Source organism: Actinomycetota bacterium, from assembly GCA_004297305.1.
GTDB lineage: Bacteria > Actinomycetota > Actinomycetes > S36-B12 > FW305-bin1 > FW305-bin1.
In genome coordinates this window covers 73310-99137 of the sequence record SCTR01000006.1, presented here as the reverse complement: position 1 = coordinate 99137, position 25828 = coordinate 73310, and the positions used below count along the sequence as shown (strand labels likewise).

Below are 25828 nucleotides of genomic sequence, written 5' to 3'. Positions count from 1 at the left end.
GACGGGGTCAGGCGTCGGCCGCCGCCGTCGCGCCGGCGAACTGGGCTTCGTAGAGCGCGGCGTACGTCCCGTTCTGCTCGAGCAGCTGTCCGTGGCTGCCTTGCTCCACGATCCGGCCGTCGGCCATCACCAGGATCAGGTCGGCGTCGCGGATGGTCGACAGCCGATGGGCGATGACGAAACTCGTCCGGTCGGTTCGCAACGCTGACATCGCCCGCTGCAGTAGGGCTTCGGTCCGCGTGTCCACCGAACTGGTCGCCTCGTCCAGGATCAGCAGGCTCGGCGCGGCCAGGAACGCCCGGGCGATCGTGATGAGTTGTCGTTCGCCGGCGCTGACGTTGCCGCCCTCTTCATCGATCACCGTGGCGTAGCCGTCGGGCAGTGTCTGCACGAAGCGGTCGACGAACGTGGCGCGCGCTGCCGCGCGGACCTCCTCGGCGGTCGCGCTCGGTCGGCCGTAGCGGATGTTCTCTTCGATGGTTCCGTGGAACAGCCAGGTGTCCTGCAGCACCATGCCGATGTTCTTCCGCAACTCGTCGCGCGGGATCAGCGCGATATCGCGGCCGTCCAGCGTGATCCGGCCAGCGTCCAGCTCGTAGAACCGCATCACGAGGTTGACCAGGGTGGTCTTGCCGGCACCGGTCGGACCGACGATCGCGACAGTGTGGCCCGGTTCTGCCACCAGGGACAGATCGTCGATGAGCGGCGTGTCCGGCAGGTAGCGGAAGGAGACGTGCTCGAACTCCACGCGGCCGTGCGCCGGCCCGGCCGGGCCCGCCGCGTCTACCTCCGGGCGTTGCTCGTCGGTGTCGAGCAACTCGAAGACGCGCTCGGCGGAGGCCACTCCGGACTGCACGATGTTGGCCATCGATGCCAGCTGGGTCAGCGGCTGGGTGAACTGCCGGGAGTACTGGATGAACGCCTGCACCGAGCCCAGACTCATCGATCCGCTCGCCACCTGCAGGCCGCCGACCACGGCGATCAGCACGTAGGTCAGATTTCCCAGGAACATCATCGTCGGCATGATCACGCCGCTGAGGAACTGCGCCCCGAAGCTGGTGCGGTAGAGCTCGCCGTTGCGGGCGTCGAACTCGGCCTCGGCATCGCCCTGGTGGCCGAACACCTTCACCAGGGCATGTCCGGTGTAGGTCTCCTCGATGTGGCCGTTGAGCCGGCCGGTGTGTGACCACTGGGCGACGAACAGGGGTTGGGAGCGCTTGGCGATGGCTCGGGTGAGCACGATCGACAGCGGAATCATCACGACGGCGACGATCGCCAGTAGCGGCGAGATGAGCAGCATCGCCGTCAGGACGCCGATCACGGTGAGGACGGACGTCAGCAGCTGGCTCATGCTCTGCTGCAGGCTCTGTCCGACGTTGTCGATGTCGTTGGTCACCCGGCTCAGGACCTCGCCGCGGCTCCGGGAATCGAAGTAGGACAGCGGGAGCCGGTGCAGTTTCGCCTCGACGTCGTCGCGCAGCTGGCGGACCGTCCGTTGCACGATCCCGTTGAGCACGAAGGCCTGCAGCCATTGGAACACCGAGGCCAGCGCGTAGAGCACGGCCGCCAGCGCCAGGACATGGGCTACCGCGGTGAAGTCGACGCCCTGGCCGGGGGTGAACGCGACCCCGCCGAGCATGCTGGCCAGGCCGTTGTCGCCGTTGGCGGCTACCTGGTCGATGACCTGGTCACGGGTCGCACCGGCGGGGAACTGCTGGCCGACCACGCCCGCGAAGATGAGGTTCGTCGCGTCGCCCAACAGCTTCGGCCCGATGACGTTGAGCGCGACGCTGACGACGGTGGCCGCCAGCACGACGAGGACGAGAAGGCGGTCCGGGGACATCCGGCGCAGCAGCCGGCGAGCCGACGGACCGAATTCCAGCGCCTTCTCCGCCGGCATGCCGGCGAACATCGCCGCCGCGGGTCCCCGGGCCGGCGGTCCGCTCGGCGCGGTGGTCGTGGCCGGGCCAGCCGGACTCCGCTGCGGTCTGGTGTCGCTCATGCCGACGCCTCCGCGGGAAGCTGTGAGGTGACGATCTCGTCGTACGTCGGACACGTCGCGACGAGTTCGTCGTGCGTACCGGACCCGACGATGACCCCGTCGGACAGCACGATGATCTGATCGGCGTCCCGGATCGTGGAGATCCGCTGGGCCACCACGATGACCGCGGACTGCGACGTGACGGGGCGCAGCGCGGCTCGTAGCCGCGCGTCGGTCGCCAGGTCGAGCGCGGAGAACGAGTCGTCGAACAGGTAGATCTCCGGTCGGCGGACGATGGCGCGGGCGATGGCCAGTCGTTGTCGCTGGCCGCCGGAGAAGTTCGTCCCACCTTGGGCGACGGGGGCCTGCAGGCCGTCGGCCAACTGGGCGACGAAGTCGTCGGCCTGCGCGATCCGCAGGGCGTCCCACAGTTCCTCGTCGGTCGCCGCGAGCCTGCCGTACCGCAGATTCGAGGCGATCGTGCCGGTGAACAAGTAGGCCCGCTGCGGCACCAGGCCGATGCGGGAGTACAGCGCCGCTGGATCCAGCTCGCGGACGTCGACACCGTCGACGAGGACGGCGCCGGCGGTGACGTCGACGAGCCGCGGGATCAGCGAGAGCAGTGTGGTCTTGCCTGCGCCGGTGCTGCCGACGATCGCGGTGGTCGTGCCCGCCGTCGCCCGGAACCGCAGGTCGCGGACCACCGGCTCCGCGGCACCGGGGTAGCCGAAGGCGGCGTCCCGGAACTCGACGGTGGCTCGCTCCGGCACCGTCGTCACCGGCCGGTCCGCGATGACGACCGAGGTGGTGGTCCTCAGCACGTCACCCAGTCGTTCCGCGCAGACGGCCGCTCGCGGAATCATGACGAGCATGAAGGTCGCCATCATGATCGACATGAGAATCTGCATGAGGTAGTTGAGGAATGCCGTCAGCGCCCCGATCTCCATCGCACCGTCGGCGACACGGTGGCCGCCGAACCACAGCACGGCAACGCTGGACAGGTTCAGCACGATCAGCACGATGGGGAACATCAACGCCATCAGGCGCCCTACCCGCAACGCGGTCACGGTGAGGTCGTCGTTGGCGACCGCGAACCGCGCCCGCTCCACCGGTTCGCGGACGAAAGCCCGGACCACCCGGATGCCGGTGATCTGCTCGCGCAGGATGCGGTTGACGTTGTCGATCCGCTTCTGCATCAGCCGGAACTGCGGCACCATCCGCAGGATCACGCTGCCGATCAGCAGGACCAGGACGGGGACGGCCACGGCGATGAGCCAGGACAGTCCCAGGTCCTCGCGCATCGCCATGATGATCCCGCCGACGCACATGATCGGCGCGGAGACCATGAGCGTGCAGCTCATCAGCACCAGCACCTGCACCTGCTGGACGTCGTTCGTGGTGCGAGTGATGAGCGACGGCGCGCCGAAGTGGCTGACTTCGCGGGCCGAGAAGGTGCCCACGGTGGCGAACACCGCGCCACGGGTGTCGCGCCCGAACGCCATGGCGGCTCGCGCACCGAAGTAGACCGCGGCGATCGATGCCGCCACCTGCACCAGGGTGATGGCGAGCATCACCGCGCCGGTGCGGACGATGTAGCCGGTGTCTCCTTGCGCCACACCGAGATCGATGAGGTTGGCGTTCAAGCTCGGTAGGTAGAGCGCGGCCATTGTCGCGACGAATTGCAGCGCGACGACAGCCAGCAGGTCACGGCGGTGCGGCCGCAGGAACCGTCGTAGTAGGGCGATCAGCACGAGCCCCCCCGTCGATACATCAACACGAATCTCCCTGGATCGGATCTGCCGCCGGATCGTTTCCGATCGCGTCGGGTGCCGGCCGCCGGTCGACCCCGTGCAGCAGCAGGCGGGTGGCCTCGTCGGCGGTCATGGGGTTGGGGTGCCGCAGCACCGGATGGGCGGCGGCGAAGGCGAACGTCCGCACGAGGCCGGCGACCTCCAGCGGCGTGAGGCGTAGTGCGGCGGCGTCAGGCTGCAGGATCTCGGCGATCCGTTCGACGATGGCGTCACGGTCGAACGCGGGCGGTGGCGACGGCCGGTCGGTCGTACGCCGGTTGCCCCCGAGGGCGAACATCAGCTCGATGATCTCGGTCATCCGTGCGATGCCGATCTCCAGCACCGCATGCAGCCGGCGTTCCAGCGGCGCCGCGAGGTCGACCCGGTCGAGGTCCGCCAGCGCCGCACCGGGGTCGAGCGCAGCGGCGACGGCCGCATCGATGAGCGCCTGCTTCTCCGGGAACACCCGGAAGATCGTTCCCTCGGCGATCCCTGCCGCCTCGGCGATCTCGCGCGTCGTCACTGCGGCGCCATGCCGGCGCAGCAGTGGCAGGGCGGCGGCGACGATGAGCGCCCGCCGTTCGTCGGCGGGCAATGGCCGGGCGCGCCCGGGTGCGACGACCGTCGGGGTGGGAAGCGTCACGGCCAGGAGGGTAGCTGAGTGAGTACTCACTCAGCTAGTCCCTCCTGCGGTCTCGCCGACGCCCTGCTGCCCGATGCCACGGCACGGGCTCGCAGTCGAGCGGTCACCGGCGCCCTGGCGGTGGCACGGCGGACTGTCAGACCCGGCTCCTACGGTCGTGACATGACCAAGTCGAGCGGCATCGAGTCCAGTGGCATCGGGTCCGGCCGAACGCAGTCCGGTGAAACGCCGGCCGGCACAATGCGGTCCAGCGGGGCGGGGTCCAGCGGCCTGACCGACCGGCACCGCGCCATGCTCGAACTCGAGCGGTACGCCCCTGTGCTCGCCAGCCCGAAGTCCGAGCACATCCGGACCATCTTCCGGCTCTCGCCCCGGCGGTACCACCAACTGCTCGACGTCCTCATCGATCAGCCGGCCGCGCTGCAGTACGACCCGCTCGTGGTGAAGCGGCTGCGCCGGGAGCGAGCACGCCGGCGGACCCAGCACACCCGGGAGCTGCTCGGCAGCTGATCGCCGCCGCGACCGGCCGAGCCTCCCGTCGTACCGCTCCGCCCGGCGACCTGTCCCTGCCCTTGCGACCCCTGGACGCCTGTCCCCGCTCGCACGACGCTGCCGTACCCGCCCGCTTCGTGGCAGTGGCCCACCCTGCGGGCCTGAGCCCAGAGTGACCAGTGGGACGCGCGTCAGGTGGGCACAGGGCAGGGGAGCGGGGTAGCGTGATCGGACCTGAGAAGGAGGTCCGGTGGCGCGACCCCTATGGACCGGCGCGATCAGTTTCGGACTGGTCAGCGTCCCGGTCGGCCTCTATCCGTCCACGTCCGAGCACACCATCCACTTCAACCAGTTGCAGCGCGGGACCGCCGATCGCATCCGCTACCGCAAGGTCAACGAGCGGACCGGCGACGAGGTGGCCGGCTCGGACATCGTGAAGGGCTACGACCTCGGCGGCGGGCAGTACGTCGTGGTCGAACCCGAGGAGCTGGACGCCGTGGCTCCGGGCAGGTCGAAGACGATCGACGTCATGGCGTTCGTCGACCTTGCCGAGGTCGACCCGATGTACTTCCAGAAGACGTTCTACCTGGCCCCGCTGAAGGCCGACGGCGGCAAGACCTACGCCCTGTTGCTGGCCGCGTTGGAGAAGACCAACCGGGCCGGCGTCGCGATGTTCGTCATGCGCGGCAAGCAGGCGCTCGTGCTCGTCCGCGCGCACAACGGGATGCTCGTGCTCGAGGAGCTGTTCTTCGCCGACGAGATTCGCGACCCACGCGAGGAACTGTCCACCCTGCCGGACGGTCACGAGTTCTCGAAGCCGGAGCTGGACATGGCCGCGCACCTGGTGGAGATCATGGCCAAGCCGTGGGATCCCGCGGAGTACGCCGACACCTACACCGCCAAGGTCATGGAGCTCATCGAGGCCAAGGGGGCGGGCCAGGAGTACGTCGCCGCCGAGGCGCCGGACAGCTCGAACGAGTTGCTGGACCTCATGGAGGCGCTGCGCCGCAGCGTGGAAGCGAATTCCGCCGCCAGTCAGGCCTCGGCTGCGGCGAGCGAGGACAGCACCGACGAGCATGCCGCCGGTGGGCGGCATCTGCACGCAGCGCCGGCTCCGTCGAAGAAGCGCGCCGGTCGGGCCACGCCGCCGCCGGCGGGCGACGTCGCGGCGATGACCCGCGCCGACCTCGACCGGCTGGCCCGCGATCTGGCGATCGCCGGGCGGTCGAAGATGTCGCGCGAGGAACTCGAAGCCGCCGTGACGAAGGCGCAGCGGGTTCGGCCGCTACGCAAGAGCTCCTGACACCTTGCCGGGCGACGGTGTCGACGGCGGGGTCGTCGTGGCCAGGCCGGCCGCTCGCCACGCCGCGAACCCGCCGATGACGTCCGTGGCCCGGCCGACACCCAGGTCCAACAGGGCCGCGGCGGCCAGGCTCGAGGTGTAACCCTCCTGGCAGATGACGACGACCTGCAGGTCGTAGTCCGCGATCGGCAGCCGCGCGTCAGACGTCGGGTCGAACCGCCACTCCAGTACGTTGCGTTCCACGACAAGTGCTTGGGGCACTTCGCCTTCGGCCGCTCGCAGCGCGGCCGGCCGGATGTCGACCAGGACCGCGCCGCCCGCCACGGCTGCCGCCGCGCTCGTCGGATCCAGTCGTTCGAACCTGCTGCGGGCAGCCGCCAGCAACTCGTCGATCGTCCGAGCGCCCGGCGGGCGTGACCCGGTCACCAGTCCGCACCGGCGCGCTCGGTCCCCACCAGCGTCAACGCCCCGTCGTCGTAGGTCCAGCGGCGCATCGTGCGCAGCCGAGGGGTGTAGGCGTGCAGGCTCACGGCTGGCGCTGCCAGGTCGTTGCCCACCCGATGGACGTGCTCGGCGCCGAACGTCGCGACGGCACCGGGGAACCAGCGTCGTCGGACCAGCGTGCCGTCACGATGCACCACCAGTTCGTCGAGCCCACCGTCGAGTACGGCGAAGCCGCCGGAGGAATCCCCATGGTCGTGCAGTGGGCTCTGCTGGCCGGCAAGCCACGACAGCAGCCAGATCTCGTGCCCGTCCACCACGCCCAGTCGCGTGAACCAACGGTCGGCGTCGTCGTAACGCACGACCGACCGCCAGTCGACGCCCTGTCGGATCAACCGGGCGAGGACGGCCCCGGCGCCCGCCCCCTCGGCCGGTGCCGGTGCCGGTGCCGTTGCCGGATCGGGTCTGGCGGGCCCGCGCTGGCATGTCGACCCGCTCGCGTTCCTGCGAAGCGAGGGGCTCGGCAGTACGGCGATACGAGGCGCGGCAGCCACGGCGACGCTCCTTCTCCTGGACGGACCGGAGCGCCATAGTATCCCTACATAATCCGTTGACAAAGCCAGGAATCCACGACAGGCCGATACCGGGCCGGTCGAGCCGCGGCAAGCCCGGCGATGCCGCCGCCGCGTGATCAGTCCTCGCCGCCCACGTCGACCGCGAATGCCTCCCACACCAGGTCGGCGCCACGCTGCCGGTGGTGCACCAGCGCCAGCAGCAGCTGGTTGCCCCGCTCGCGTGCCTCCGCCAGCTGGTCATCGTCCTCGACCTGCTGCAGCACGCGGTCGAGTTCGTCGAGATCCCGCCGCAGCCGGACGTGTTCTCGTTCCAGCCGTTGCAGTTTGCCGAGCAGGTGGGGCGCGTGCACGACGACCGAGTGCTGGAAGGAGTCGGGCGCTTCGTTGACCTCGACGTGGACCTCGAAGGCGGTCCGGAGGGTCGCGCTGGCTGTCCGCGCACCGTCAGCCCAGGCACTCAACCGGCCCGGCGCCGGCTGCGCCAATGCGGACTCCAGGCCGCTCATGCCCTGTTTGAGGCCGATCCGCTGTTGCCGCATCAGCTCCAGCGGCCGGCCTTGCAGCCCGGCGGCGCTGGTGGGCGGGGTGGTGGGAGCGGTCATGGGCACCTCCGGGGCCGGTTGGCACGATGGTGGCCCCGCAGGCACATGACGTCCAGCGCAGCAGGTCGCAGTCTTGTCGCAGCGGCCCAGCTGCAGCCGGCGACCTGCAGCAGCCAGACGCAGGAGCCCAGACGCAGCCGGCCACCTGCAGCGGGCGTTGCGCCGGCGGGTTGGTCGCGCCGCCGCCCGGTCGTCGCCCGTGGTCAGCTCGCCGCCCTGTCGCGGTCCCGCCGTCGGCTCGTGCGCCGCCGGCGATCTCAGGACTGGTAGATGACGACCCGGGTACCGATCGCGACGCGGTCGAACAACTTCTTGATGGCCTGGTAGTCGCGGACGTTGACGCAGCCGTGTGAATTGCCGGCGTAGCCGTCCCGGGCGAAGTACGGCGAATAGTGCACCGCCTGGCCGCCGGAGAAGAACATCGCGAACGGCATGGAGGTGTGGTACTTCGACGACACGTGGTCCCGGCTCTTGCGGTACACGGTGAAGATGCCCTCGCGAGTGCGCAGAGCCGCCGAGTATTCGGGGCCGAATCGGGTGTCGACGGTGAGGGCGACGACGCCGTCGCGCACCCACCGCAGGACCTTCTGATCCTTGTCCACGCACAGCGCGGCTCGCACACTGGTGCAGGCGGCCGGCAGCGAGCCGACTGTTCCGGACTTGCGCTTCAGTTCGGCCCATGTCGGCTTGCTGACCACACCGGTGGCACGCTGCGACCACTTGCCCTGGAACGACTTCACCGCCTGCTGGGTGGTCCGCCCGAAGGTCGCTGTTGCCAGTTCGGTGTCCTTGATGCGGTAGCCGAGCCAGCTCAGCCGCTGCTGTACGGCGGTGACGTCGGCACCGACGCTGCCCGCCCGGACCGGCAGTACCGGCTTCACCACCGTTGCCGCCAGCGCGGCTGTCGTGGCCGCAGGCGTCGGCCCGCCGGTCGTCACCAGCTCGCCGGCAGCGGCGCCGGTCGTCGGCAACCCGGTCGGTCCGGCCTCGGTGGCCGGCAGCTGCGAGGTGCTCGGCGCGGCCGACGGGGCGACCATGGTCGCGGACGGGATCGTGGCGCCGGCGACGGCTGGGGAGGGGATCGACGCGGGGGGAGCGGCGTTGGCCGTGGCGGCCGGCGACTGGGCGCTGGCGCCACCGCTCGACCCAGGCGAACTCGACCCCGTGGCCGCGGCGGCGACAGGTGAGGACGACATGGTCAGACCGGTCGAGAGGGGGACGCCGACGGCAACTGCGGCGCCACCGGCGATCAGTCCCAGGGTGATGGCGACAGCCCGGTTCGGACGGCCTGGCACGGCGTCTCCTTCCTGCGGCTCGGCGGCGTGCCTGCCGTGCCGTCGTGCGGTCACTGATCACCTCCTCGGCCGGAATGCGGGCGCGCTTGAGCGAGCACCACGACTCGCGTGGCTGATGGTACTGATGTGACTGCTGAGGTCAGCCCTTCCGGCCGATGATCAGATCGGCGACCAGCCCGGTCCACCCGGTCTGATGGGAGGCGCCCAGGCCGGCACCGGTGTCGCCGTCGAAGTATTCGAAGAACAGCGGATGCTGCGACCAGCGGCTGTCGGTCCACCGGTCGCGCTCGCCGAAAGCGGGCGCGACGCGACCGGCCCCGGGAAGGAACAGCGAGATCAGCCGGCGACGCAGTTCGTCGGCCACCTGCTGCAGCGTCATCATCGTCCCGCTGCCGGTCGGGCACTCCACGGTGAAGGTGTCGCCGAGGTACATGTGGTAGCGCTCCAGCGCCTCCACCACCAGATGATTGATCGGGAACCACACCGGCCCGCGCCAGTTGGAGTTTCCGCCGTACATCGCCGTGGTCGACTCGGCCGGCTCGTAGTCGATACGGAACTCCTGGTCGGCCACCCGCACGACGAAGGGATCGTCCCGGTGCCGCTGCGACAGGGAACGCACGCCGTACGGCGACAGCAGCGAGTCCTCACTGAGGACCTCGAGCAGGACGCGGCGCAGCCGTTCGGGGTCGACCACGGTGAGCAGCAACCCAGCCGCTTGTGGTGCCCGGAACACGAAGCCGGCCTTGTCGGTGTCGATGGCGTCCTCGTCGACGCCGCGCCGGCGCATGAAGTCGAAGACCCGTCGCCGGGTGCGTTCGGTCGCCGTCACACCAGGGATCGGTTCGAGCAGCGCCGCCGCCAGCAGCGGAATCACCCCGACGACGCTGCGGACGCGCAACGGCACTCGCTCACCGGCCGGCAGCACCAACTGGTCGTAGAAGAAGCCGTCGCTTGGATCCCACATGTCAGCAGTGGTGAAGCCGTCGGTGATCGCGGCGAAATGTTCCAGGAACTTCAGGGCGAGGCTGCCGTAGACCTCGTTGTGCTCGGTCAGCCGCAGGGCGATGCGCAGCATGGACAGGCAGTAGAACGCCATCCAGGCAGTGCCGTCGGCCTGCTCGATCCGCCAGCCGCCCGGCAGGTGGGAACGGTCGATCGGCCCGATGTTGTCCAGTCCGAGGAACCCGCCCTCGAAGACGTTGTTTCCGTCCGCGTCCACCCGGTTGACCCACCAGGTGAAGTTGAGCAGCAGTTTGTGGAACACGCGCTCGAGGAAGGCGTGATCGCGACCGCCGTCGATCTCGAACACCCGGATGGCTGCCCAGGCGTGGACCGGCGGATTGCGATCGTCGAAGTTCCATTCATACGAGGGCAGCGCACCGTTGGGATGCATGTACCACTCGCGCAGCATGAGCAGCAGCTGGTACTTGGCGTAACCCGGATCCACGTGGGCGAACACGACGGTGTGAAAGGCCAGATCCCAGGCTGCGAACCACGGGTACTCCCAGGCGTCGGGCATCGACAGCACGTCGTAGGCGTCGAAATGCCGCCAGTTGCTGTTTCGGATGTGCTGGTGCCCGTCCGGCGGGGGTGGCGAGCCCGGGTCGCCGGTCAGCCAGAGCCGGACGTCGTAGCGGTAGAACTGCTTGGTCCAGATCATGCCGGCGAATGCCGACCGCATCACCTGCAGCTCCGCCGGCGCGCACCCGGCCGGGCCCAACGTGGCGTAGAACTCATCGGCCTCGCGTTCACGTTGCGCCAGCACGCGGTCGAAGTCCGTTCCGGCCCAGTCGGTCTCGATCTCCGGCTCGCTACTGGGCGACCACAGCCGGAACCGCAGCTCGACGGTCTGGCCAGCCGGCACCGTGACGACGTGGTGCCACGCCGCCTTCGTACCCACCCGGGCGGGGTTGACCGTCGGCGCCCCGGCCACGATGTGGTCGTTGATGCCGTCCTTCGGGTACGCCGGTGACGGGACGTCGGTCGCGCCGAACACGCGGGCGACGTTGGTCTCGTTGTCGCAGAAGAGAGCCTCGGGCATCACGCCATCGGGGCCAGGCGCCGCCTGCAGGTGGTAGACGCCGGCACGCCAGTGCTCGCAGACGATCCGGCCGTTGTCGAATCGCACCTCGGGCCGCTGGTGACGGCGACCCCAGGTCCACTCGTCTCGGCACCACAGCTGCGGCAGGACGTGGATGGTGTCCGCTTCGGGGCCTTCGTTGGTGACCTGCACCCGGACGAAGATCTCGGTGGGCGAGTCCTTGGCGTAGCTGACGTCGATCGACCAGTACCGGTCGTCGTCGAATACCCCGGTGTCGAGCAGTTCGTATTCCGGCTCGGTCCGGTCGCGACGGGCGTTGGTCGCCCGCAGGTCGTCGTACGGGAATGCCGCCTGCGGGTAGTGGTAGCGCCACCGCAGCCACGCGTGGCTCGGGGTGGCGTCGAGGTACCACCAGTACTCCTTGGCGTCCTCGCCGTGATTGCCCTCCGGTCCGGACAGGCCGAACAGGCGTTCCTTCAGGTGGTCGTCGCGACCGTTCCAGAACGCCATCGCCAGGCAGATGTCCTGGTGCAGGTCCGACAGGCCGGCCAGCCCGTCCTCGTTCCAGCGGTATGCCCGGCTCCGGGCGTGGTCGTACGGGAAGGACTTCCAGGCGTCACCGTCCGCGGAGTAGTCCTCCCGGACCGAACCCCAGCCGCGCTCCGACAGGTACGGACCCCACCGGTACCACGGCCCGGCTTCTTCCGGCCCGTACTCCGGGCTGCCGGCGTCGGCCATACGCTGGGCTTCGGACGTGCCGACGGGCTCGGACTGCACAGGACCGGGTCGCACAGAACTGGGCTGCACGGGACTGGGTTGCACCGGATCGGGCTGGACGGGACTCATGGGCCCACCCTGCCGTGCGGCACCGCCGGAATGCCCGGGTTCCTGCGATGGTTGAGTCGTCAACGAATCGCTGAGGAGGCTGTCATGCCCGCTGTGACCGTGGCCGATCTGCTGGTCCTGCCCCGCCTCGCCGCTCCCGCGCCTGGCTCGACGGCGCGGCCGGTCTCGCGCGTGGTGACCGCTCTGTCCACCTATGAGGGCGAGGGCTTTCCGGTACGCCGCCCCTTCCCCGGCAGGCTTCCGCTGAGTGTCGCCGACCCGTTCCTGCTGCTGGACCACATGGGGGCGGTCGAGTACGGAGCAGGTGAGCCCAAGGGAACTCCCTGGCACCCGCACCGGGGTTTCGAGACGGTCACCTACATCATCGACGGCGCCTTCGCCCACCAGGACTCCACGGGCGGCGGCGGTTTGATCTCCGACGGCGACACGCAGTGGATGACAGCAGGATCCGGCCTGTTGCACATCGAGACGCCCCCGCCGGAACTGGTGGCCAAGGGCGGTCTGTTCCACGGCGTGCAGTTGTGGGTCAACCTGCCGAGCGCGCTGAAGATGACCGCGCCGCGGTACCAGGACATCGGCCGCGGCAACGTGACCCTCGTCGCGAGCGACGACGGCGGCACCCTGCTGCGCCTGATCGCCGGCGAACTCGGCGGCTACCGGGGGCCGGGGGTGACGTGGACGCCGATCGTCTACGCGCACGCGTCGGTCGCGGCCGGTGCCCGGCTGCAGGCGCCGTGGCCGTCGTCGTACAACGCCCTGGTCTACGTCCTGTCCGGTCGCGGCACGGTCGGCGACGAACGCACGCCGATCCAGGAGGGACAGCTGGCGGTGTTCGGCGCCGGCGACTATGTGACCGTGGCGGCGGAGGCCCGTCAGGACGTCGCCAGCCCGGCGCTCGAGGTGCTGCTGCTGGGCGGCCAGCCGCTACGCGAGCCGGTGGTGCACCACGGTCCGTTCGTCATGAACACGCACGACGAGATCGTCGCGGCCATCGAGGACTTCCAGGCCGGCCGGATGGGGACAGTGCCCGCTGGCCGGCTGCCCTGACCGGTGGCCCCTGACCGGCAGGTCGTGACCGGCAGCCGGCCCTGACTGTCGCCCTGGCTGTCCCGCACCCCTGACGACGCGGCCAGGAGTGCGGGATGGCGCGGGTTCGCTCGGGACGGCGTTGGGGTAGACACCGGCCATGCGTGCCTTCGGTTGCCCTCGCTGCCATCAGCTGGTCTCGTTCGAGAACTCCCTGTGCCTGAACTGCGGGACGTCGCTGGGATACCTGCCGCAGGCCGCAACGATGGTTGCCCTGGCGGTCGACGAGGACCGCCCGCCGCAGTACGAGGACGCCGACGGAGCCTCCTGGGTGCCGTGCGCGAACCTGGCGCTGGCCTCGTGCAACTGGTTGGTCCTCGCGGCCGCCGACACGGTGTTCTGCGAGTCGTGCGCGCTGACCCGGACCAGGCCGGCTGACGACGACGCGGATGCGCTCGTCGCCTTCGCTCGGGTCGAAACAGCCAAGCGGCGCTTGGTCTTCCAGTTGAACGACCTGGGGCTGCCGGTGGTGGACCGGGCCACCGATGGTGAGCACGGCCTGGCGTTCGACCTGCTGTCCAGCCGGGACAGTCCGGTCGTCACCGGCCACGACGACGGCGTGGTCACCCTGGACCTCGCCGAGGCTGATGACCCGCGCCGGGAGGCGCGCCGGGTCCACCTGGGCGAGGCGTATCGGACCCTGCTCGGGCATCTGCGCCACGAGGTGGGGCACTACTTCTGGGACGTCCTGGTCGGCGGTACGGAGCACCTCGACGCCTTCCGCGAGCTGTTCGGCGACGAGTCGGTCGACTACGGGGAGGCGCTGCAGCGCCACTACGCCGGCCCGCCGGACCCGGAATGGCCCGAGTCCTTCGTCAGCAGCTACGCGACGTCGCACCCCTGGGAGGACTGGGCCGAGACGTTCGCTCACTACCTGCACATCCAGGACACCCTGCAGACCGCGTCGGCGTACGGCATCAGCGTGGCGGGGCCGGACGCTCCGGTACGCCGCGACCCGGTTGCCCCGCTGTCCGCCCGCCCGGTCGACGACCTCGCGCCGATCGAGGACATCTCCGACGTCATCCGGCTGTGGCTGCCGCTCACGTACGCGCTCAACGCGGTCAACCGCAGCATGGGCCGCGACGACCTGTACCCGTTCGTCATACCGCCGGCCGTCGTCGCCAAGCTGGGATTCGTCCACGACCTGGTCCGCACCGCCGCCGGTCGCCACGCCGCCGGTCGCCGGGCTACCGATCGTCAGATCGCGTCGACCTGAGCGGCCCGATCGAGTTCAGTTGCGCCCCAGTCCCGTTGCCGCATCGCGGCCGCGGGAGCGCAGGACCGACACGAACAGGTCGCGGGCGCCCGGACCGGTGAGGAATCGGGCTCGTTCCTCCGCCGGCAGGGCCAGGACGTGCTCGCACACCTGGGCCCACGCCCAGCCGACGGCCTTGGTCAACGTGCCGGCGACAGTGGCGGAGATCGTCGAGCCGGTGACCGTCCCGGCACCGGGAATCAGTTTGAGAATCCCGGTGACCAGCGACTTGCCGGCCATGGTCGCTCCGGTGGTCAAGGCTGCGGCGCCGGCGATGGCGGCTGCCCGGGCCTGTCGCGGCGGCAAGCCGTACGCCGCGGTGATCCGGGCGATCATGAGGGTCTGGGCCGGGATCAGCAACGCCGCGTCGGCGAACGGGATCGGAGTCGCTCCGATGCCCGCTGCCACGGCGACCGCCTTGTTGATCACCGTTCTGGCGGCAGCTCTTTTCCGGCCCAGGTCGAGTACCTGGGCCGCGGTCAGGGCCTGCTCGACCACCTCCGGGACCACCGCGTACGTCGCGTCCAGCAGCGCCGACAGGCCGAAAGCCGGTGTCCCATGGAAGGAATCGGCGACGGCGTTGGTCGCGATGACGCGTCCGTCCGGCCGGATCGGCAGCCGCAGCGACTCGATATGAGCCGCGAGTTCGGCGACGGCAGGGTGCACCTGGCCGTCGCGGGACGGGACCTGGGCGAGGACGAGAATGACCGGCAAACCCAGTTCGGCGAGCGACCGGACGAAGTCACCCTGGCTGCGTTCGAACCGGAGGTCGCTGGAACGCACCACGTACCAGACGGCATGGATCTGCTCGGACATCGGCAGCGCGCGGCGCGATCGCACCGCGTGTTGCAGGGCGGCGACGATTGCATCGCCGGCCTGGCCGGTTTCGAAACCTTCGGAGTCGTAGAGCCCGAGGTAGCCCGACGGGTGCAGGTGGTAGGACAGGCCGGTCGTGACCGGCGCGCCGATGCCGGTTGCCGCCACCTCGGCCCCGAAGATCGCGTTGATCAGCGTGCTCTTGCCGGCACCGGTGCGACCGAACACGGCGAGATTGAACCGGCCCAGTTCGGTATAGGCCTGCTGCATCCGGTCCTGCAGCATTCCGGTGACGTCGGCGGCCGTGTAGTCGGCTGCCGGACGCTGATCAGCGCCGCTGGAACTGCTGCTTGCGGCGCGCGGGCCGGCTACCGGTTCCGGGTGGTACCGCGGCTCCGGTCGACCAGTTTCGTCGTTCACCGATCCACCCTCGCACAGGCTATCCGCCGCCGCTTCCGGCAGTTTCGCTCGTGATCGGTTCAGTCTGGCCCGGAGCGCCCGGCGACCCTGCCGGAGTGGTCGTCAGCACCGGTGCGAGCAGGAGTGCCAGAGCCGCCACGACGGCACAGACCAGAACGACGCCGACGACTTCGTAGCGCGCCAGCGCCCACTGTCGCGACAGGCCGTCCGGGCCGCGGTGGGCGGGGACCGGGAGCCGGACCCGTTCGTGTGGCGCGATGCGGCGCGGGACATTCGCCCCGTACCGCTCCTGTCGTACGGCGACGGCGATGGAACCGCCTGGCGGTGTCAGACGCCGCCCGGCGGCAAGCTGCCGGGCCAGCTCCTGCGTCTCGTGGCGGACGGGCCCGTCCGGCCGGGGACTGCTGACCCACGTCGAGTGCCGGCGGGCGGTCGACTGCACCCGGGCCAACCGTGCGCCGGCGAGTCGTTCCGGCCTGCCGAGCAGGTTCTCGACGGCGTGTGGGGCGTCGTTGTCGGTGTCGCGCACCGTGATCGCGTCTACCGGGAGGTCTTCGCCCAGCGCCGCTGTCAGCCGTGCCGCGACGTGCTCGGCCACCGACGCCACGTCCGGACGCGCCCGGTCCGCGCTGGTGACCAACCGGATCGCGACGATGCCGGCCGGCCCGACGACCAGGTGGTCGGGAGCGAGATGACGGCGGCTGGCCTCGACCGGTAGCGAGTGCAGCACCAGCCACGGTTCCGGCAGGGTGGCCAGCGCCTCGGCCGTACGCCGGGCTGCCTCGGCCCGGACCGCCGCGGCCTGCGCGGCTTCCGGCAGTGTCCCGGGAAGTCCGTCGGTGCCGGGAACGGTGCGGGCATGCAGTTGCGCGAGTTCGTGCAGGTGGGCGTGGCCCGGACGCCGGGTGCTCACGTCGTCCACCGCGCCCCCGTCCCCGATCTGCCGGCCCGCCCTCGACTTCCTCGTGATCATGGTGGGTCAGCAGGTACCGCCGATCAAACCGCGGCGTCGCCCGAACGGGTCTGATGTTTCACCCGCCGCGACTCGCATTTGTGAGGACGTCCGCTCAGCGGGTGCGTCAGGTGCATCGGCTTGCTCTGACGTGGCGACCGGGTTACGACGAAACGGCTCCGGGCGCCGGCTGACCACCGGCGGCGGCGTAGACCTCGAGTGTCTGGCGGGCGATCGCATCCCAGCCGAACCGCTCGAGGGCGCGTTGCCGGCCCGACGTGCCCATCAGCGTCGCCAGGGCCGGATCGCCGACCACGGCGTTGACCGTGTCGGCCAGGGCACGCTCGAAGCCGCCCGGATCCGCGGCGTCGTACGGCACGAGCCGTCCCGTGGTGCCGTCGACCACGACCTCCGGGATGCCGCCGACGTCGCTGGCGACCACCGCGGTCTGGCACGCCATGGCCTCGAGGTTCACGATGCCGAGCGGCTCGTAGACCGACGGGCAGACGAACACCGCAGCGCGGGTGAACAGCTGCACGAGGTCAGGGCGCGACACCTGGCCCTGCAGCCAGCACACCCGGTCGCCTCGTTCTGCCTGCAACTCGGCGACCGCGGCGGCGACTTCGGCACCAAGTTCCGGGGTGTCCGGGGAGCTGGCGCACAGCACCAGGCGGACGTCGTCGTCGAACCGCCGCGCGGCCGCGAGCAGGTGACCGATCCCCTTCTGCCGGGTGATGCGCCCGACGAACAGCACGATCGGCAGGTCGGTCGGGACGCCGTAGCGCGCCAGCGCGTCGTCCTCGGCCACCGGCCGGTAGACGTCGGTGTCGATGCCGTTGTGGACGACGTGGACTCGCGCCGGATCGACGAAGGGATAGCAGGCCAACACGTCCGCCCGCATCCCCTCGCTGACGGCGATCACCGCGTCGGCCTCCTGGTACGCCGCACGCTCGACCCAGCTGGAGATGCGGTAGCCGCCGCCGAGTTGCTCCTGCTTCCACGGCCGACGCGGTTCCAGGGAGTGCGCGGTCAGGATGTGAGGTACGCCGTACAGCAGGTGCGCCAGGTGCCCGGCCAGATTCGCGTACCAGGTATGGGAGTGGACGACGTCGACGCCGGCCAGCGCGTCGACCATCGCGAGATCGACGCCGAGGGTCTGCAGGGCGACGTTCGCGCCACCCAGTTCGGCCGGCACGGGATGCGCTGCGGCGTCCGGCCGCGGCTCACCGAAACAGTGGACGTCGACCTCGGCGAGCGGACGCAGCTGGGCGACCAGGTGCTCGACGTGAACTCCGGCGCCGCCGTACACCGCAGGCGGCCACTCCCTGGTCAGCATCCCGACTCGCACGCCGCGAGCCTAGAACCTCCCCGGCGACACCGCCGGGCTGCGGCGACCGCGTGGTGAGCGTCGCGGTCCGTGACTACGCTGGGCGGCGTGGCAGGCGCGGGTCCTCGGGTCCTGGCGATCGTCCTCGCCGGCGGCGAGGGCAAGCGCCTCATGCCGCTCACCGCGGATCGGGCGAAACCGGCGGTGCCGTTCGGTGGCGTGTACCGGCTGGTCGACTTCGTGCTGTCGAACCTGGTCAACGCCGGCTACCTGCGCATCTGCGTGCTGACGCAGTACAAGTCGCATTCGTTGGACCGGCACATCACCACGACGTGGCGGATGTCGTCGATGGTGGGCGACTTCATCACCCCGGTGCCGGCGCAGCAGCGGCTGGGGCCGCGCTGGTTCACCGGTAGCGCCGACGCCATCTTCCAGAGCCTGAACCTGGTGTACGACGAGCAGCCCGACCACGTGGTGGTGTTCGGTGCCGACCACGTGTACCGGATGGATCCGCGGCAGATGGTCGAGCAGCACATCGACAGCGGCGCGGGCGTGACCGTCGCGGGCATCCGGGTGCCGCGCAAGGACGCGCACCAGTTCGGTGTCATCGACGTCGCCGCCGACGGCCTGGGCCTGCGGTCGTTCCTGGAGAAGCCGGCTGATCCGCCCGGCATCCCCGACGCGCCGCAGTTGACCTACGCCTCCATGGGCAACTACGTGTTCACCACCGAGGCACTGCTGGAAGCGCTGTCCATCGACGCGAAGGACGAGTCCAGCGTCCACGACATGGGCGGCAACATCATCCCGATGCTGACCGGTTCCGGGGACGCCCAGGTGTACGACTTCGCCCGCAACGTCGTCCCGGGCTCGACCGATCGGGACCGGGGCTACTGGCGCGACGTCGGCACCTTGGACTCGTACCACGATGCGCACATGGACCTGGTGTCCGTGCACCCCATCTTCAACCTCTACAACCGGCACTGGCCGATCCTGACGTCGCTGCCGCCCCTGCCGCCCGCGAAGTTCGTCGAGGGCGGCAATGCCCACGAGTCCATGGTGGGCGCCGGTTCCATCGTCGCGGGCGCGCACGTGCGCACGTCGGTGCTGTCGTACGACGTCAACGTGCAGCAAGGGGCGTACGTCGAAGGGTCGGTCCTGATGCCCGGCGTACGGGTGGGCCGTAACGCGGTGGTCCGCCGCGCGATCCTCGACAAGAACGTGCAGGTGCCCGACGGCGCCCAGATCGGGGTCGACCTCGAGGCCGATCGGGGCCGCTACACCGTCAGCAGCGGGGGCGTCGTCGTGCTGGGCAAGGCGCAGAAGGTCCTCTAGCGCCGGACGGGTGAGTTCGCGCCTCAAGAGGGCCAGCCGGCTGGCCGATGCACGGGAAGTGAACGCCGTCGGCACGCGTGTCCTGGACTGGGGCACGAGGGCCCTGCTGGTGCTCAGCGCGGTGGCGACCGTCGCGGTCCTGTTCACCCCGCTCGACTCCCGCCGACAGGTGGCGGCGTACACCGCGGCGACCCTGCTCGCGGTCGTGGCCACCGGCATCGGGCTCGCCCGGTTGCCGCGCGGCGCACGGCGCGTGTGGGGCAGTTTCACCCTGGCCAGCGTGCTGTGGTTCGTCGGCGACGCCGTCTACAACTGGTCGATTGTCACCGACGGCGAAGCGGCATACCCGGGGCCGTCGGACTTCGCCTACCTGCTGTCGTACGTCGCCACCGCCATCGCCCTCGTGCTGCTGGTGCGTGCCCGGCAGCCGGACGGTGACCGCGAGGCGTGGCTGGACGCGGCGATCATGAGTACGGCCGCAGTCGCGGTCGTGGGCGCGTTCCTCATCGTGCCGCTGCTGGCCGACACCGCCGAGTCGGCCTTCTCGGTCGTCGTGTCCACGGCGTACCCGGTGATGGACGTCGTGGTGCTCGCGGTCCTGTTGCGGCTGTCGGTCGGCGGCGGGCTGCGGGAACCGGTGCTGGTGCTGGTCATCACCAGCCAGGCCCTGATGCTCGGCGCCGACATCGTCTTCGAGCTGTTGGTGTTGCACGGCGTCACCGACTCGACGCCGTCCTGGCTTCAGGTGGTCTTCGCCGCTGCCACCTTGGTCCTGGCCGTGGCGATCAACCACTCCGAAGCCGGGGAACTCGTGCGGCCCCGGTCGGTGCCGCGGTCGAGCATCTCGCGGGCCCGGTTCGCCGCAGTGGTCGTCGGCGCGCTCATCGGGCCCTGTCTGCTCGTGCTGGTCGTCTACTCCAGCGGCCTCACCGAGTCCCGGCTGCTGGCCACCTGTTCGTTGTTCGTCATCGCCCTCGTGCTGTGGCGGGTCCGGCTGTTGTTCGTGACCGTGCAGGACCAGTCACGCCTGCTCGCCGAACTGGCCCGGGTGGACTCGCTGACCGGGCTGCCCAACCGGCGCAGCTGGGACTTCGAGTTGGAGCGGGTCACGGCGGCCTGCGCGGCTCGCGGGATACCGATGAGCGTGGCGATCCTCGACCTCGACCGCTTCAAGGCCTACAACGACGAGTTCGGCCACGTGGCCGGCGACGCGTTGCTTCGACGCTGCGCCAGTGCCTGGCGCGACGTGCTGGACCGGACCGGGGTATTCCTGGCCCGCTACGGCGGAGAGGAATTCGCCGCGGTACTGCCGGGTGTGGGACTGGCCGAGGCCGAGGCTCTGCTGGAACTGGTGCGCGACGCGACCCCGGCCGGCCAGACGGTGTCCATCGGCATCGCGGAGCGCTCGGCGCCCGAGCGCATCGACACGACACTTGAGCGGGCAGACCGCGCGATGTACCTGGCGAAGGCCGGCGGCCGTGACCGGGTCGTCACCTTGACCGGCGACGACCGGCTGGCCGAGCAGCTTCCCCTCGACGCTCGGTAGCGGCCCGCTCCCGTTCGGCGTCGCTTTCCGTGGGGGTATCCGTTCACCTTCCGCATGTCCGCTGTTCGCCGGCTCCTGGCCGTCCCGATGCACTTAGCCATTCAGGCGGAAGGGATCGGCGTCCCCGTAGGCGACTTCTCCGAGCCGTTTGTCGAGATTGACTACGTCAAGGTGTACGCGCCCGCCTAGGGCTGGTCCGAACCTACGAGGTCACGTGGTCGATTGCCGAATGGGCTCGCTTCCAGGCGTGGGCCGCCATCTGTACGGCATCCCAGGGCGACCCGAGCGGTGGAGTGTAGGACAGGTCGAGTTCGCTGAGCTCAGCCACGGACATCTCGTGGAAAATAGCGGTCGCGAAGACGTCAACACGCTTGGAGATCTCGGGCGCCGCGGCGCCCGACCATCCGCGGGCCGTCAAGCCTTCGGCCATCTCTACGCCGATAGCCGGCGCCGACCACCACGGCTGTCTTGGCTTCCCGACTGACGATGGTGTCCATCAACGCAAACATGTCACCCATCGAGTGCAGCAGGTGCACCCCGTCCGCGGGGCCGAGCGCAGCCGCACCGGTCAGCCCGGCGATCGGTGGCCGGACGCTGATCGCCCCAGTGCCGACCACCAGGGCGTCGTACCGGATCGACCCCGCGCGGCCGTCGCGATCGCGAACTATCAACCGTCGGCCAGGGGCGTCGATCTGCATTGCGGTCGTATTCGTGCACAACGTTGTCCCAGCTGCCTCGAGGTCCGCCGCGGTGCGGTGCGCGAGGTTTGTCCAATGGCTGACCTCTCCGGACACGTAGGACGGTGACCTCGCTATCCGGGTCGAACTCTCGGGCTCGAAGTGCGGCGCCAAGGCCTGCGTCGCTGCCGCCAACCGTGACGATGTGCCTGATGGGCACAGCGGGCTCCTGCCTGCGGTCCGTCGGTACGGCTTCGAACTGGTCGGCAGGGGCTGCGGTCGATCGTCAGGCAGCGGCGGGAACGCCGAGCTCGGTGAGCAACTCGCGGACTCGCCTTTCGATCTCATCGCGGATGGGTCGTACGGCCTCAACGCCCTGCCCGGCGGGGTCCTCCAGGGTCCAGTCGAGGTAGCGCTTGCCGGGAAAGACAGGGCAGGCATCTCCGCAACCCATAGTGATGACGACATCTGCTGCCCGGACGATCTCGTCGGTCCAGGGCTTCGGGTACTCCTGGGTGATGTCGATGCCCTTCTCTTTCATCGCCGCGACGGCCGACGGGTTCACTTCGTGTCCGGGTTCGGAGCCGCCCGACCACGCGATAGCTCGGTCGCCAGCTAGGTGTTCGAAGAAGCCCATCGCCATCTGGGACCGACCGGCGTTGTGGACGCAGAGGAAGAGCACAGTCGGGATGCCCGCGTCGGCGCCCTTACCCTCGACGCGCGCCAGCGCCCGCAGTCGCTGCCGAGCGAACCGCTCGGCCAATAGTGGCAGGAAGTTCGCGACGCTGGACCGATCGGCGAACTGGTCGTAGGAGGAGTAGAGAAACTTCTCGATCGTCTCGACGCCGAAGGTGCCGTCGAAGTTCTGCTGCAGTCGGGTGGCGGCAGTCTTCAGCGCGACCTGCTGGTCGAGCGTGATCTCCGAATACGGGGGCTGAGTGGTACCGGTCATGGTGGCTCCTCCGATGCGTCGACTGCCTGCGCTAGAAGTTCGATCCGACCTTCGATGTTGTCCAGGGCGGCGTCAAAGGCCGCCGGGCTGTCGACCCGTACCGGGTCTGGCACAGCCCAGTGCAGCCGCGGGACAGGTCCAACCGCGGCGAGCTCCTCGTACGCGTTGTCGCAGACCGCGACCAGGAGGTCGCCGGACTCGACTACGTCGTTGATGTGGGCTGTCCGAACTGGCGCAATGCGGAGGTTGCGCCGTCGGGCAGCCGCGGTCGCACCCGGATGCACTGCCCCGGCCGGATGCGTCCCGGCCGAGGCCACGGGCACGGTGCTGCGGCGGGCCCAGGCCGCTGCGGCCAGGTGAGAGCGTGCCGAGTGCCGGGTGCAGACGAACACGACGCGCCCAGCTGCGAGGCGGTCGGCACTCGGCAGCGTGTCCGGTGAACGGTGGATCAGCTGCACGTAGGAGCGGCGGCGATCACCTTCGGATCGAGTTCGGATGATGAGGCCTCCGTCGACCAACACTCTGAGGTGGTGAGCCAGCAGGTTGGACGCAATCCCCAGGTCGGCCGCCAACTCGGAGGGCGCGGCGTCGCCCAGGGTCAGCCGTTCCACAATGGCGAGGCGCGCGGGTTCGCCGAGCGCCGCATGCGCTCGTGCCCGAGCTACAAGCTCCGTTGACCACTCCGCACTCATTGACTCAATAGTCATGGAGCAAGAGTCAGCAGTCAACCCCTCGTCTCAGCCGAAGATCGCCGCAATTTGCGACAGCCGGTCCGGCACGAGCGAGAACCAGACCCATGACCCCCGCCGCTCGCGGCTGAGGACGCCGGCGTCGACGAGCACTCGCAAGTGATGGCTCACGGTGGGCTGCGACAAGCCCAAAGGGCCGGTCAGGTCACACTGGCACACCTGGCCATCGGCACTGCGGCCGATGAGTGACAGCAGCTGCAGGCGGGCTGGATCGGCCACCGCCTTGAGCAGATGTGCGAGCTCCTCAGCGACGTCGCGCGGGAGTGGGTCGGCGAGAGTTGTTGGGCAGCAAGAATCCTCGAGCACGGTCAACGTTGTCCGAGATCGACTCATGGCTGGCCCCTTCTCATCCTCTCGCCAACATCGACGGGACTCAATATTGACAGCTGTCGATATGGTGCGCCACCCTGGTGGGTATCGAACACCATCAATGTGCTGCGTCAAGGCCAGGAGGTCCCGTGTCCAGGGTCCAGCTCGCGCTCAACGTCTCCGATCTGGAGGCGTCAGTCGCCTTCTACACCCGACTCTTCGGCGTCGAGCCTCACAAACGGCGCCCGGGCTACGCGAACTTCGCCGTGATCGAGCCACCCCTCAAGCTCGTCCTGCTGGAGACATCGGTCGAAGCCCGAGGTTCGGGCGTCCTCGGCGCTCTCAACCACCTGGGAGTCGAGGTGAGCGACCCGGCCGAGGTCGCCGCCGCATCGGACCGACTCGCCACCGCCGGTCTGACCACGGTTGACGAGCGCGGAACCACCTGCTGCTACGCAGTACAGGACAAGGTGTGGGTGCACGACCCCGCGGGCGCACCGTGGGAGGTCTACGTGGTCACTGACGACGCCCCGCAGAGCCCGGCGCACGGTCCCGACGGCCGGCGGGTCCTGACGACCCTCAACGACGGGGACTGCTGCACATCCTCCGCGTCGTCTGGAGCCGCTGCGCCCCAGGCCTGTTGCTGATGGATCTTCCTCGGCGATTGCTGGCCGAGTTCCTCGGCACCGGTCTGCTCGTGTCGATTGTTGTCGGGTCGGGAATCATGGCCACGAGTCTCAGCAACGACGTCGGACTCCAGCTTCTCTTGAACGCCGGCGCCACCGTGGCTGGTCTCGGGGTCCTGATTGCAGTGCTGGGCCCGGTGTCCGGCGCGCATTTCAATCCGCTGGTCACCGGAGTTGCGCTCGTGCGCCGCGAGGTCCGGGCTCGGGAAGCCGCGGCCTATGTCGTCGTGCAGCTCGTCGGGGCGGTCGTCGGGGTGATGCTGGCCAACGTGATGTTTTCGTTGCCTGCCGTCGAGGCATCCACCGACTACCGCGGCGGCACCGGGGTGTGGATCGGCGAGATAGTAGCGACGGCGGGTTTGCTCCTCGCTATCGGAGCGCTGACTCGCTCGGGTAGAGGCGCTTGGGGCGCTGTGGTCGTTCCGGCCTGGATCGGTGCCGCGTATCTGTTCACGTCCTCGACGTCCTTTGCGAACCCGGCAGTGACCATCGGGAGGGCCTTCACCGACAGCTTTGCTGGCATCGCCCCCGCCAGTGTGCCGGCCTTCATCGGCTTCCAGGTCGTGGGCGCAGCTGTCGGAGCGGTGCTCACCGAACTGCTCTACCCCAGGCGAGGTGCTCGGCCAGAGCCGCTGGATCTGCCGGCACCAATTCACGCCGCCGGTTGACTCCCTAGCCTTACCCGTGGCCACTTTCGATGTCCCCCAGCAGGGCGGCCGTATCGCCGTCCAGCACGGTCCCCGCGTACAGCAGCGCGTGGTCGCGGGCCTCCTGGCGGGCCAGGACTCGAGAGCTTCGTGCCGCACCGAGCCAGCCACACGAGCACACCGCCTGCAGGAATCCCCCGGGGCGTTCCAGCAGCCGGATCTCGTGTTGTGCGGCTTGCATCGGCATCTCAGCCGAATCGACCGGAGACGTAATCCTCGGTGGCCTTCTCCTCCGGTTGCGAGAAGATCTTGCCGGTCGGCCCGAGTTCGACGAGCCTGCCGGGTTGGCCTACTCCGGCGAGATTGAAGAACGCTGTGGTGTCGCTGACCCGGGCGGCCTGCTGCATGTTGTGGGTCACGATGACGATCGTGAACCGCTCCTTGAGTTCCTGGATCAGATCCTCGATGGCGAGCGTCGAGATGGGGTCCAGCGCAGAACAGGGCTCGTCCATCAGCAGCACGTCGGGCTCGACGGCGATCGCCCGCGCGATGCACAGTCGCTGCTGCTGGCCGCCGGACAGCCCCGATCCCGGCCGGTGCAGCCGATCCTTGACCTCTTCCCACAGGTTGGCCCCGCGAAGTGACCGTTCGACCACCTCGTCCATCGACCGCCCGCCGCGCTTCTTGCTCGATTCGAGCTTGAGTCCGGCAACGACGTTGTCGTAGATGGACATGGTGGGAAAGGGGTTCGGCCGTTGGAAGACCATGCCGACTGTGCGTCGGACGTTGACCGGGTCGACCATTGGCCCGTAGATGTCCTCACCGTCGAGCATGACCTTGCCCTCGACTCGCGCCCCGGGAATGACCTCGTGCATCCGGTTGAGGGTGCGCAGGACGGTGGACTTGCCGCAGCCGGAAGGACCGATGAAAGCGGTGACACCGTTGGGTTCGACGCTGAACGAGACGCCCTCGACGGCCAGGAACTTGCCGTAATAGATGTCGAGGTCGGAGACGTCGATCCGCTTGGCCATAGGGATTCCTTCGGGTTTCGGTAGGCAGAGCAGG

General features: G+C 69.5%; 24 protein-coding genes and 1 pseudogene. 8 read left to right on the top strand and 17 right to left on the bottom strand.

The window, feature by feature from the left end; all coding sequences use genetic code 11:
* Positions 1 to 7 precede the first annotated feature (7 nt).
* Genes EPO13_03245 through EPO13_03235 form a run of 3 tightly spaced genes read right to left on the bottom strand, consistent with a single transcriptional unit; the run spans position 8 to position 4444 of the window.
* Positions 8 to 2002, bottom strand: coding sequence for an ABC transporter ATP-binding protein (locus EPO13_03245; GenBank protein TAK70010.1), 1995 nt, complete (start codon positions 2000 to 2002; stop codon positions 8 to 10).
* On the bottom strand, positions 1999 to 3732 hold the full coding sequence (locus EPO13_03240; GenBank protein TAK70009.1) for an ABC transporter ATP-binding protein: 1734 nt from the start codon (positions 3730 to 3732) through the stop codon (positions 1999 to 2001). Before EPO13_03240 ends, EPO13_03245 begins: the two co-directional genes overlap by 4 nt.
* 19 nt (positions 3733 to 3751) lie before the next feature.
* Positions 3752 to 4444, bottom strand: coding sequence for a TetR/AcrR family transcriptional regulator (locus EPO13_03235; GenBank protein TAK70008.1), 693 nt, complete (start codon positions 4442 to 4444; stop codon positions 3752 to 3754).
* 210 nt (positions 4445 to 4654) lie between these two features.
* Here EPO13_03235 and EPO13_03230 point away from each other — a divergent pair, with 210 nt between their 5' ends.
* Together EPO13_03230 and EPO13_03225 are read left to right on the top strand one after the other, a co-directional pair.
* Positions 4655 to 4924 (top strand): DUF3263 domain-containing protein, encoded by a 270-nt coding sequence (locus EPO13_03230; protein ID TAK70435.1) that lies wholly within the window; start codon positions 4655 to 4657, stop codon positions 4922 to 4924.
* Between the two features lie 232 nt (positions 4925 to 5156).
* The gene (locus EPO13_03225; protein TAK70007.1) at positions 5157 to 6209 is read left to right on the top strand and encodes a Ku protein; all 1053 of its coding nucleotides are present in this window, start codon (positions 5157 to 5159) and stop codon (positions 6207 to 6209) included.
* Here EPO13_03225 and EPO13_03220 read toward each other — a convergent pair.
* The 5 genes from EPO13_03220 to EPO13_03200 form a co-directional block, all read right to left on the bottom strand.
* Entirely contained in the window at positions 6192 to 6638 is a 447-nt protein-coding gene (locus EPO13_03220) for a rhodanese-like domain-containing protein (GenBank protein TAK70006.1), read from the bottom strand. The two genes, EPO13_03225 and EPO13_03220, sit on opposite strands and share 18 nt — an antisense overlap.
* Entirely contained in the window at positions 6632 to 7381 is a 750-nt protein-coding gene (locus EPO13_03215) for a hypothetical protein (protein ID TAK70005.1), read from the bottom strand. The genes EPO13_03220 and EPO13_03215 overlap by 7 nt, the downstream gene beginning before the upstream one ends.
* Complete coding sequence (locus tag EPO13_03210; GenBank protein TAK70004.1) at positions 7342 to 7827, bottom strand: hypothetical protein; 486 nt, start codon at positions 7825 to 7827, stop codon at positions 7342 to 7344. The genes EPO13_03215 and EPO13_03210 overlap by 40 nt, the downstream gene beginning before the upstream one ends.
* A 257-nt stretch (positions 7828 to 8084) precedes the next feature.
* On the bottom strand, positions 8085 to 9122 hold the full coding sequence (locus EPO13_03205; protein ID TAK70003.1) for a murein L,D-transpeptidase: 1038 nt from the start codon (positions 9120 to 9122) through the stop codon (positions 8085 to 8087).
* Between the two features lie 139 nt (positions 9123 to 9261).
* The gene (locus EPO13_03200; protein ID TAK70434.1) at positions 9262 to 11901 is read right to left on the bottom strand and encodes a glucosidase; all 2640 of its coding nucleotides are present in this window, start codon (positions 11899 to 11901) and stop codon (positions 9262 to 9264) included.
* Between the two features lie 192 nt (positions 11902 to 12093).
* Here EPO13_03200 and EPO13_03195 point away from each other — a divergent pair, with 192 nt between their 5' ends.
* Positions 12094 to 13056, top strand: coding sequence for a pirin family protein (locus EPO13_03195; GenBank protein ID TAK70002.1), 963 nt, complete (start codon positions 12094 to 12096; stop codon positions 13054 to 13056).
* 139 nt (positions 13057 to 13195) lie between these two features.
* Positions 13196 to 14311 (top strand): hypothetical protein, encoded by a 1116-nt coding sequence (locus EPO13_03190; protein ID TAK70001.1) that lies wholly within the window; start codon positions 13196 to 13198, stop codon positions 14309 to 14311.
* A 15-nt stretch (positions 14312 to 14326) separates the two neighbouring features.
* Here the strand turns inward: EPO13_03190 and EPO13_03185 are convergent, their stop codons facing one another.
* From EPO13_03185 to glgA, 3 genes are all read right to left on the bottom strand, one after another.
* On the bottom strand, positions 14327 to 15586 hold the full coding sequence (locus EPO13_03185) for a DUF697 domain-containing protein (GenBank protein TAK70000.1): 1260 nt from the start codon (positions 15584 to 15586) through the stop codon (positions 14327 to 14329).
* A gap of 19 nt (positions 15587 to 15605) precedes the next feature.
* Entirely contained in the window at positions 15606 to 16499 is an 894-nt protein-coding gene (locus EPO13_03180; protein TAK69999.1) for an NERD domain-containing protein, read from the bottom strand.
* Between the two features lie 202 nt (positions 16500 to 16701).
* A complete protein-coding gene (glgA, locus tag EPO13_03175; protein ID TAK69998.1) occupies positions 16702 to 17886 on the bottom strand; it encodes a glycogen synthase in 1185 nt (394 codons plus the stop codon).
* Between the two features lie 87 nt (positions 17887 to 17973).
* Here glgA and glgC point away from each other — a divergent pair, with 87 nt between their 5' ends.
* Positions 17974 to 19197, top strand: coding sequence for a glucose-1-phosphate adenylyltransferase (gene glgC, locus EPO13_03170; GenBank protein ID TAK69997.1), 1224 nt, complete (start codon positions 17974 to 17976; stop codon positions 19195 to 19197).
* Positions 19198 to 19207: 10 nt separating this feature from the next.
* Entirely contained in the window at positions 19208 to 20743 is a 1536-nt protein-coding gene (locus tag EPO13_03165; protein TAK69996.1) for a GGDEF domain-containing protein, read from the top strand.
* A 202-nt stretch (positions 20744 to 20945) separates the two neighbouring features.
* On the opposite strand, the pseudogene EPO13_03160 reads toward EPO13_03165, so the two are convergent.
* From EPO13_03160 to EPO13_03145, 4 genes and pseudogenes are all read right to left on the bottom strand, one after another.
* Positions 20946 to 21640, bottom strand: a pseudogene (locus EPO13_03160) (hypothetical protein).
* Positions 21641 to 21706: 66 nt separating this feature from the next.
* Positions 21707 to 22372, bottom strand: a complete 666-nt coding sequence (locus EPO13_03155; GenBank protein ID TAK69995.1) for an arsenate reductase ArsC — start codon at positions 22370 to 22372, stop codon at positions 21707 to 21709.
* Positions 22369 to 23064: an ArsR family transcriptional regulator gene (locus EPO13_03150; protein ID TAK70433.1), complete on the bottom strand. Its 696-nt coding sequence runs from the start codon at positions 23062 to 23064 to the stop codon at positions 22369 to 22371. The genes EPO13_03155 and EPO13_03150 overlap by 4 nt, the downstream gene beginning before the upstream one ends.
* A gap of 45 nt (positions 23065 to 23109) precedes the next feature.
* Entirely contained in the window at positions 23110 to 23454 is a 345-nt protein-coding gene (locus tag EPO13_03145; GenBank protein ID TAK69994.1) for an ArsR family transcriptional regulator, read from the bottom strand.
* Between the two features lie 125 nt (positions 23455 to 23579).
* On the opposite strand from EPO13_03145, the gene EPO13_03140 reads away from it, so the two are divergent.
* Entirely contained in the window at positions 23580 to 24077 is a 498-nt protein-coding gene (locus EPO13_03140) for a glyoxalase/bleomycin resistance/dioxygenase family protein (protein TAK69993.1), read from the top strand.
* Positions 24077 to 24784 (top strand): aquaporin family protein, encoded by a 708-nt coding sequence (locus EPO13_03135; protein TAK69992.1) that lies wholly within the window; start codon positions 24077 to 24079, stop codon positions 24782 to 24784. Before EPO13_03140 ends, EPO13_03135 begins: the two co-directional genes overlap by 1 nt.
* Before the next feature lie 10 nt (positions 24785 to 24794).
* Here EPO13_03135 and EPO13_03130 read toward each other — a convergent pair whose 3' ends face one another.
* Both EPO13_03130 and EPO13_03125 read right to left on the bottom strand, forming a co-directional pair.
* The gene (locus tag EPO13_03130) at positions 24795 to 25010 is read right to left on the bottom strand and encodes a hypothetical protein (protein TAK69991.1); all 216 of its coding nucleotides are present in this window, start codon (positions 25008 to 25010) and stop codon (positions 24795 to 24797) included.
* A gap of 1 nt (position 25011) precedes the next feature.
* Positions 25012 to 25794: a phosphate ABC transporter ATP-binding protein gene (locus tag EPO13_03125; GenBank protein TAK69990.1), complete on the bottom strand. Its 783-nt coding sequence runs from the start codon at positions 25792 to 25794 to the stop codon at positions 25012 to 25014.
* Between the last annotated feature and the right edge of the window lie 34 nt (positions 25795 to 25828).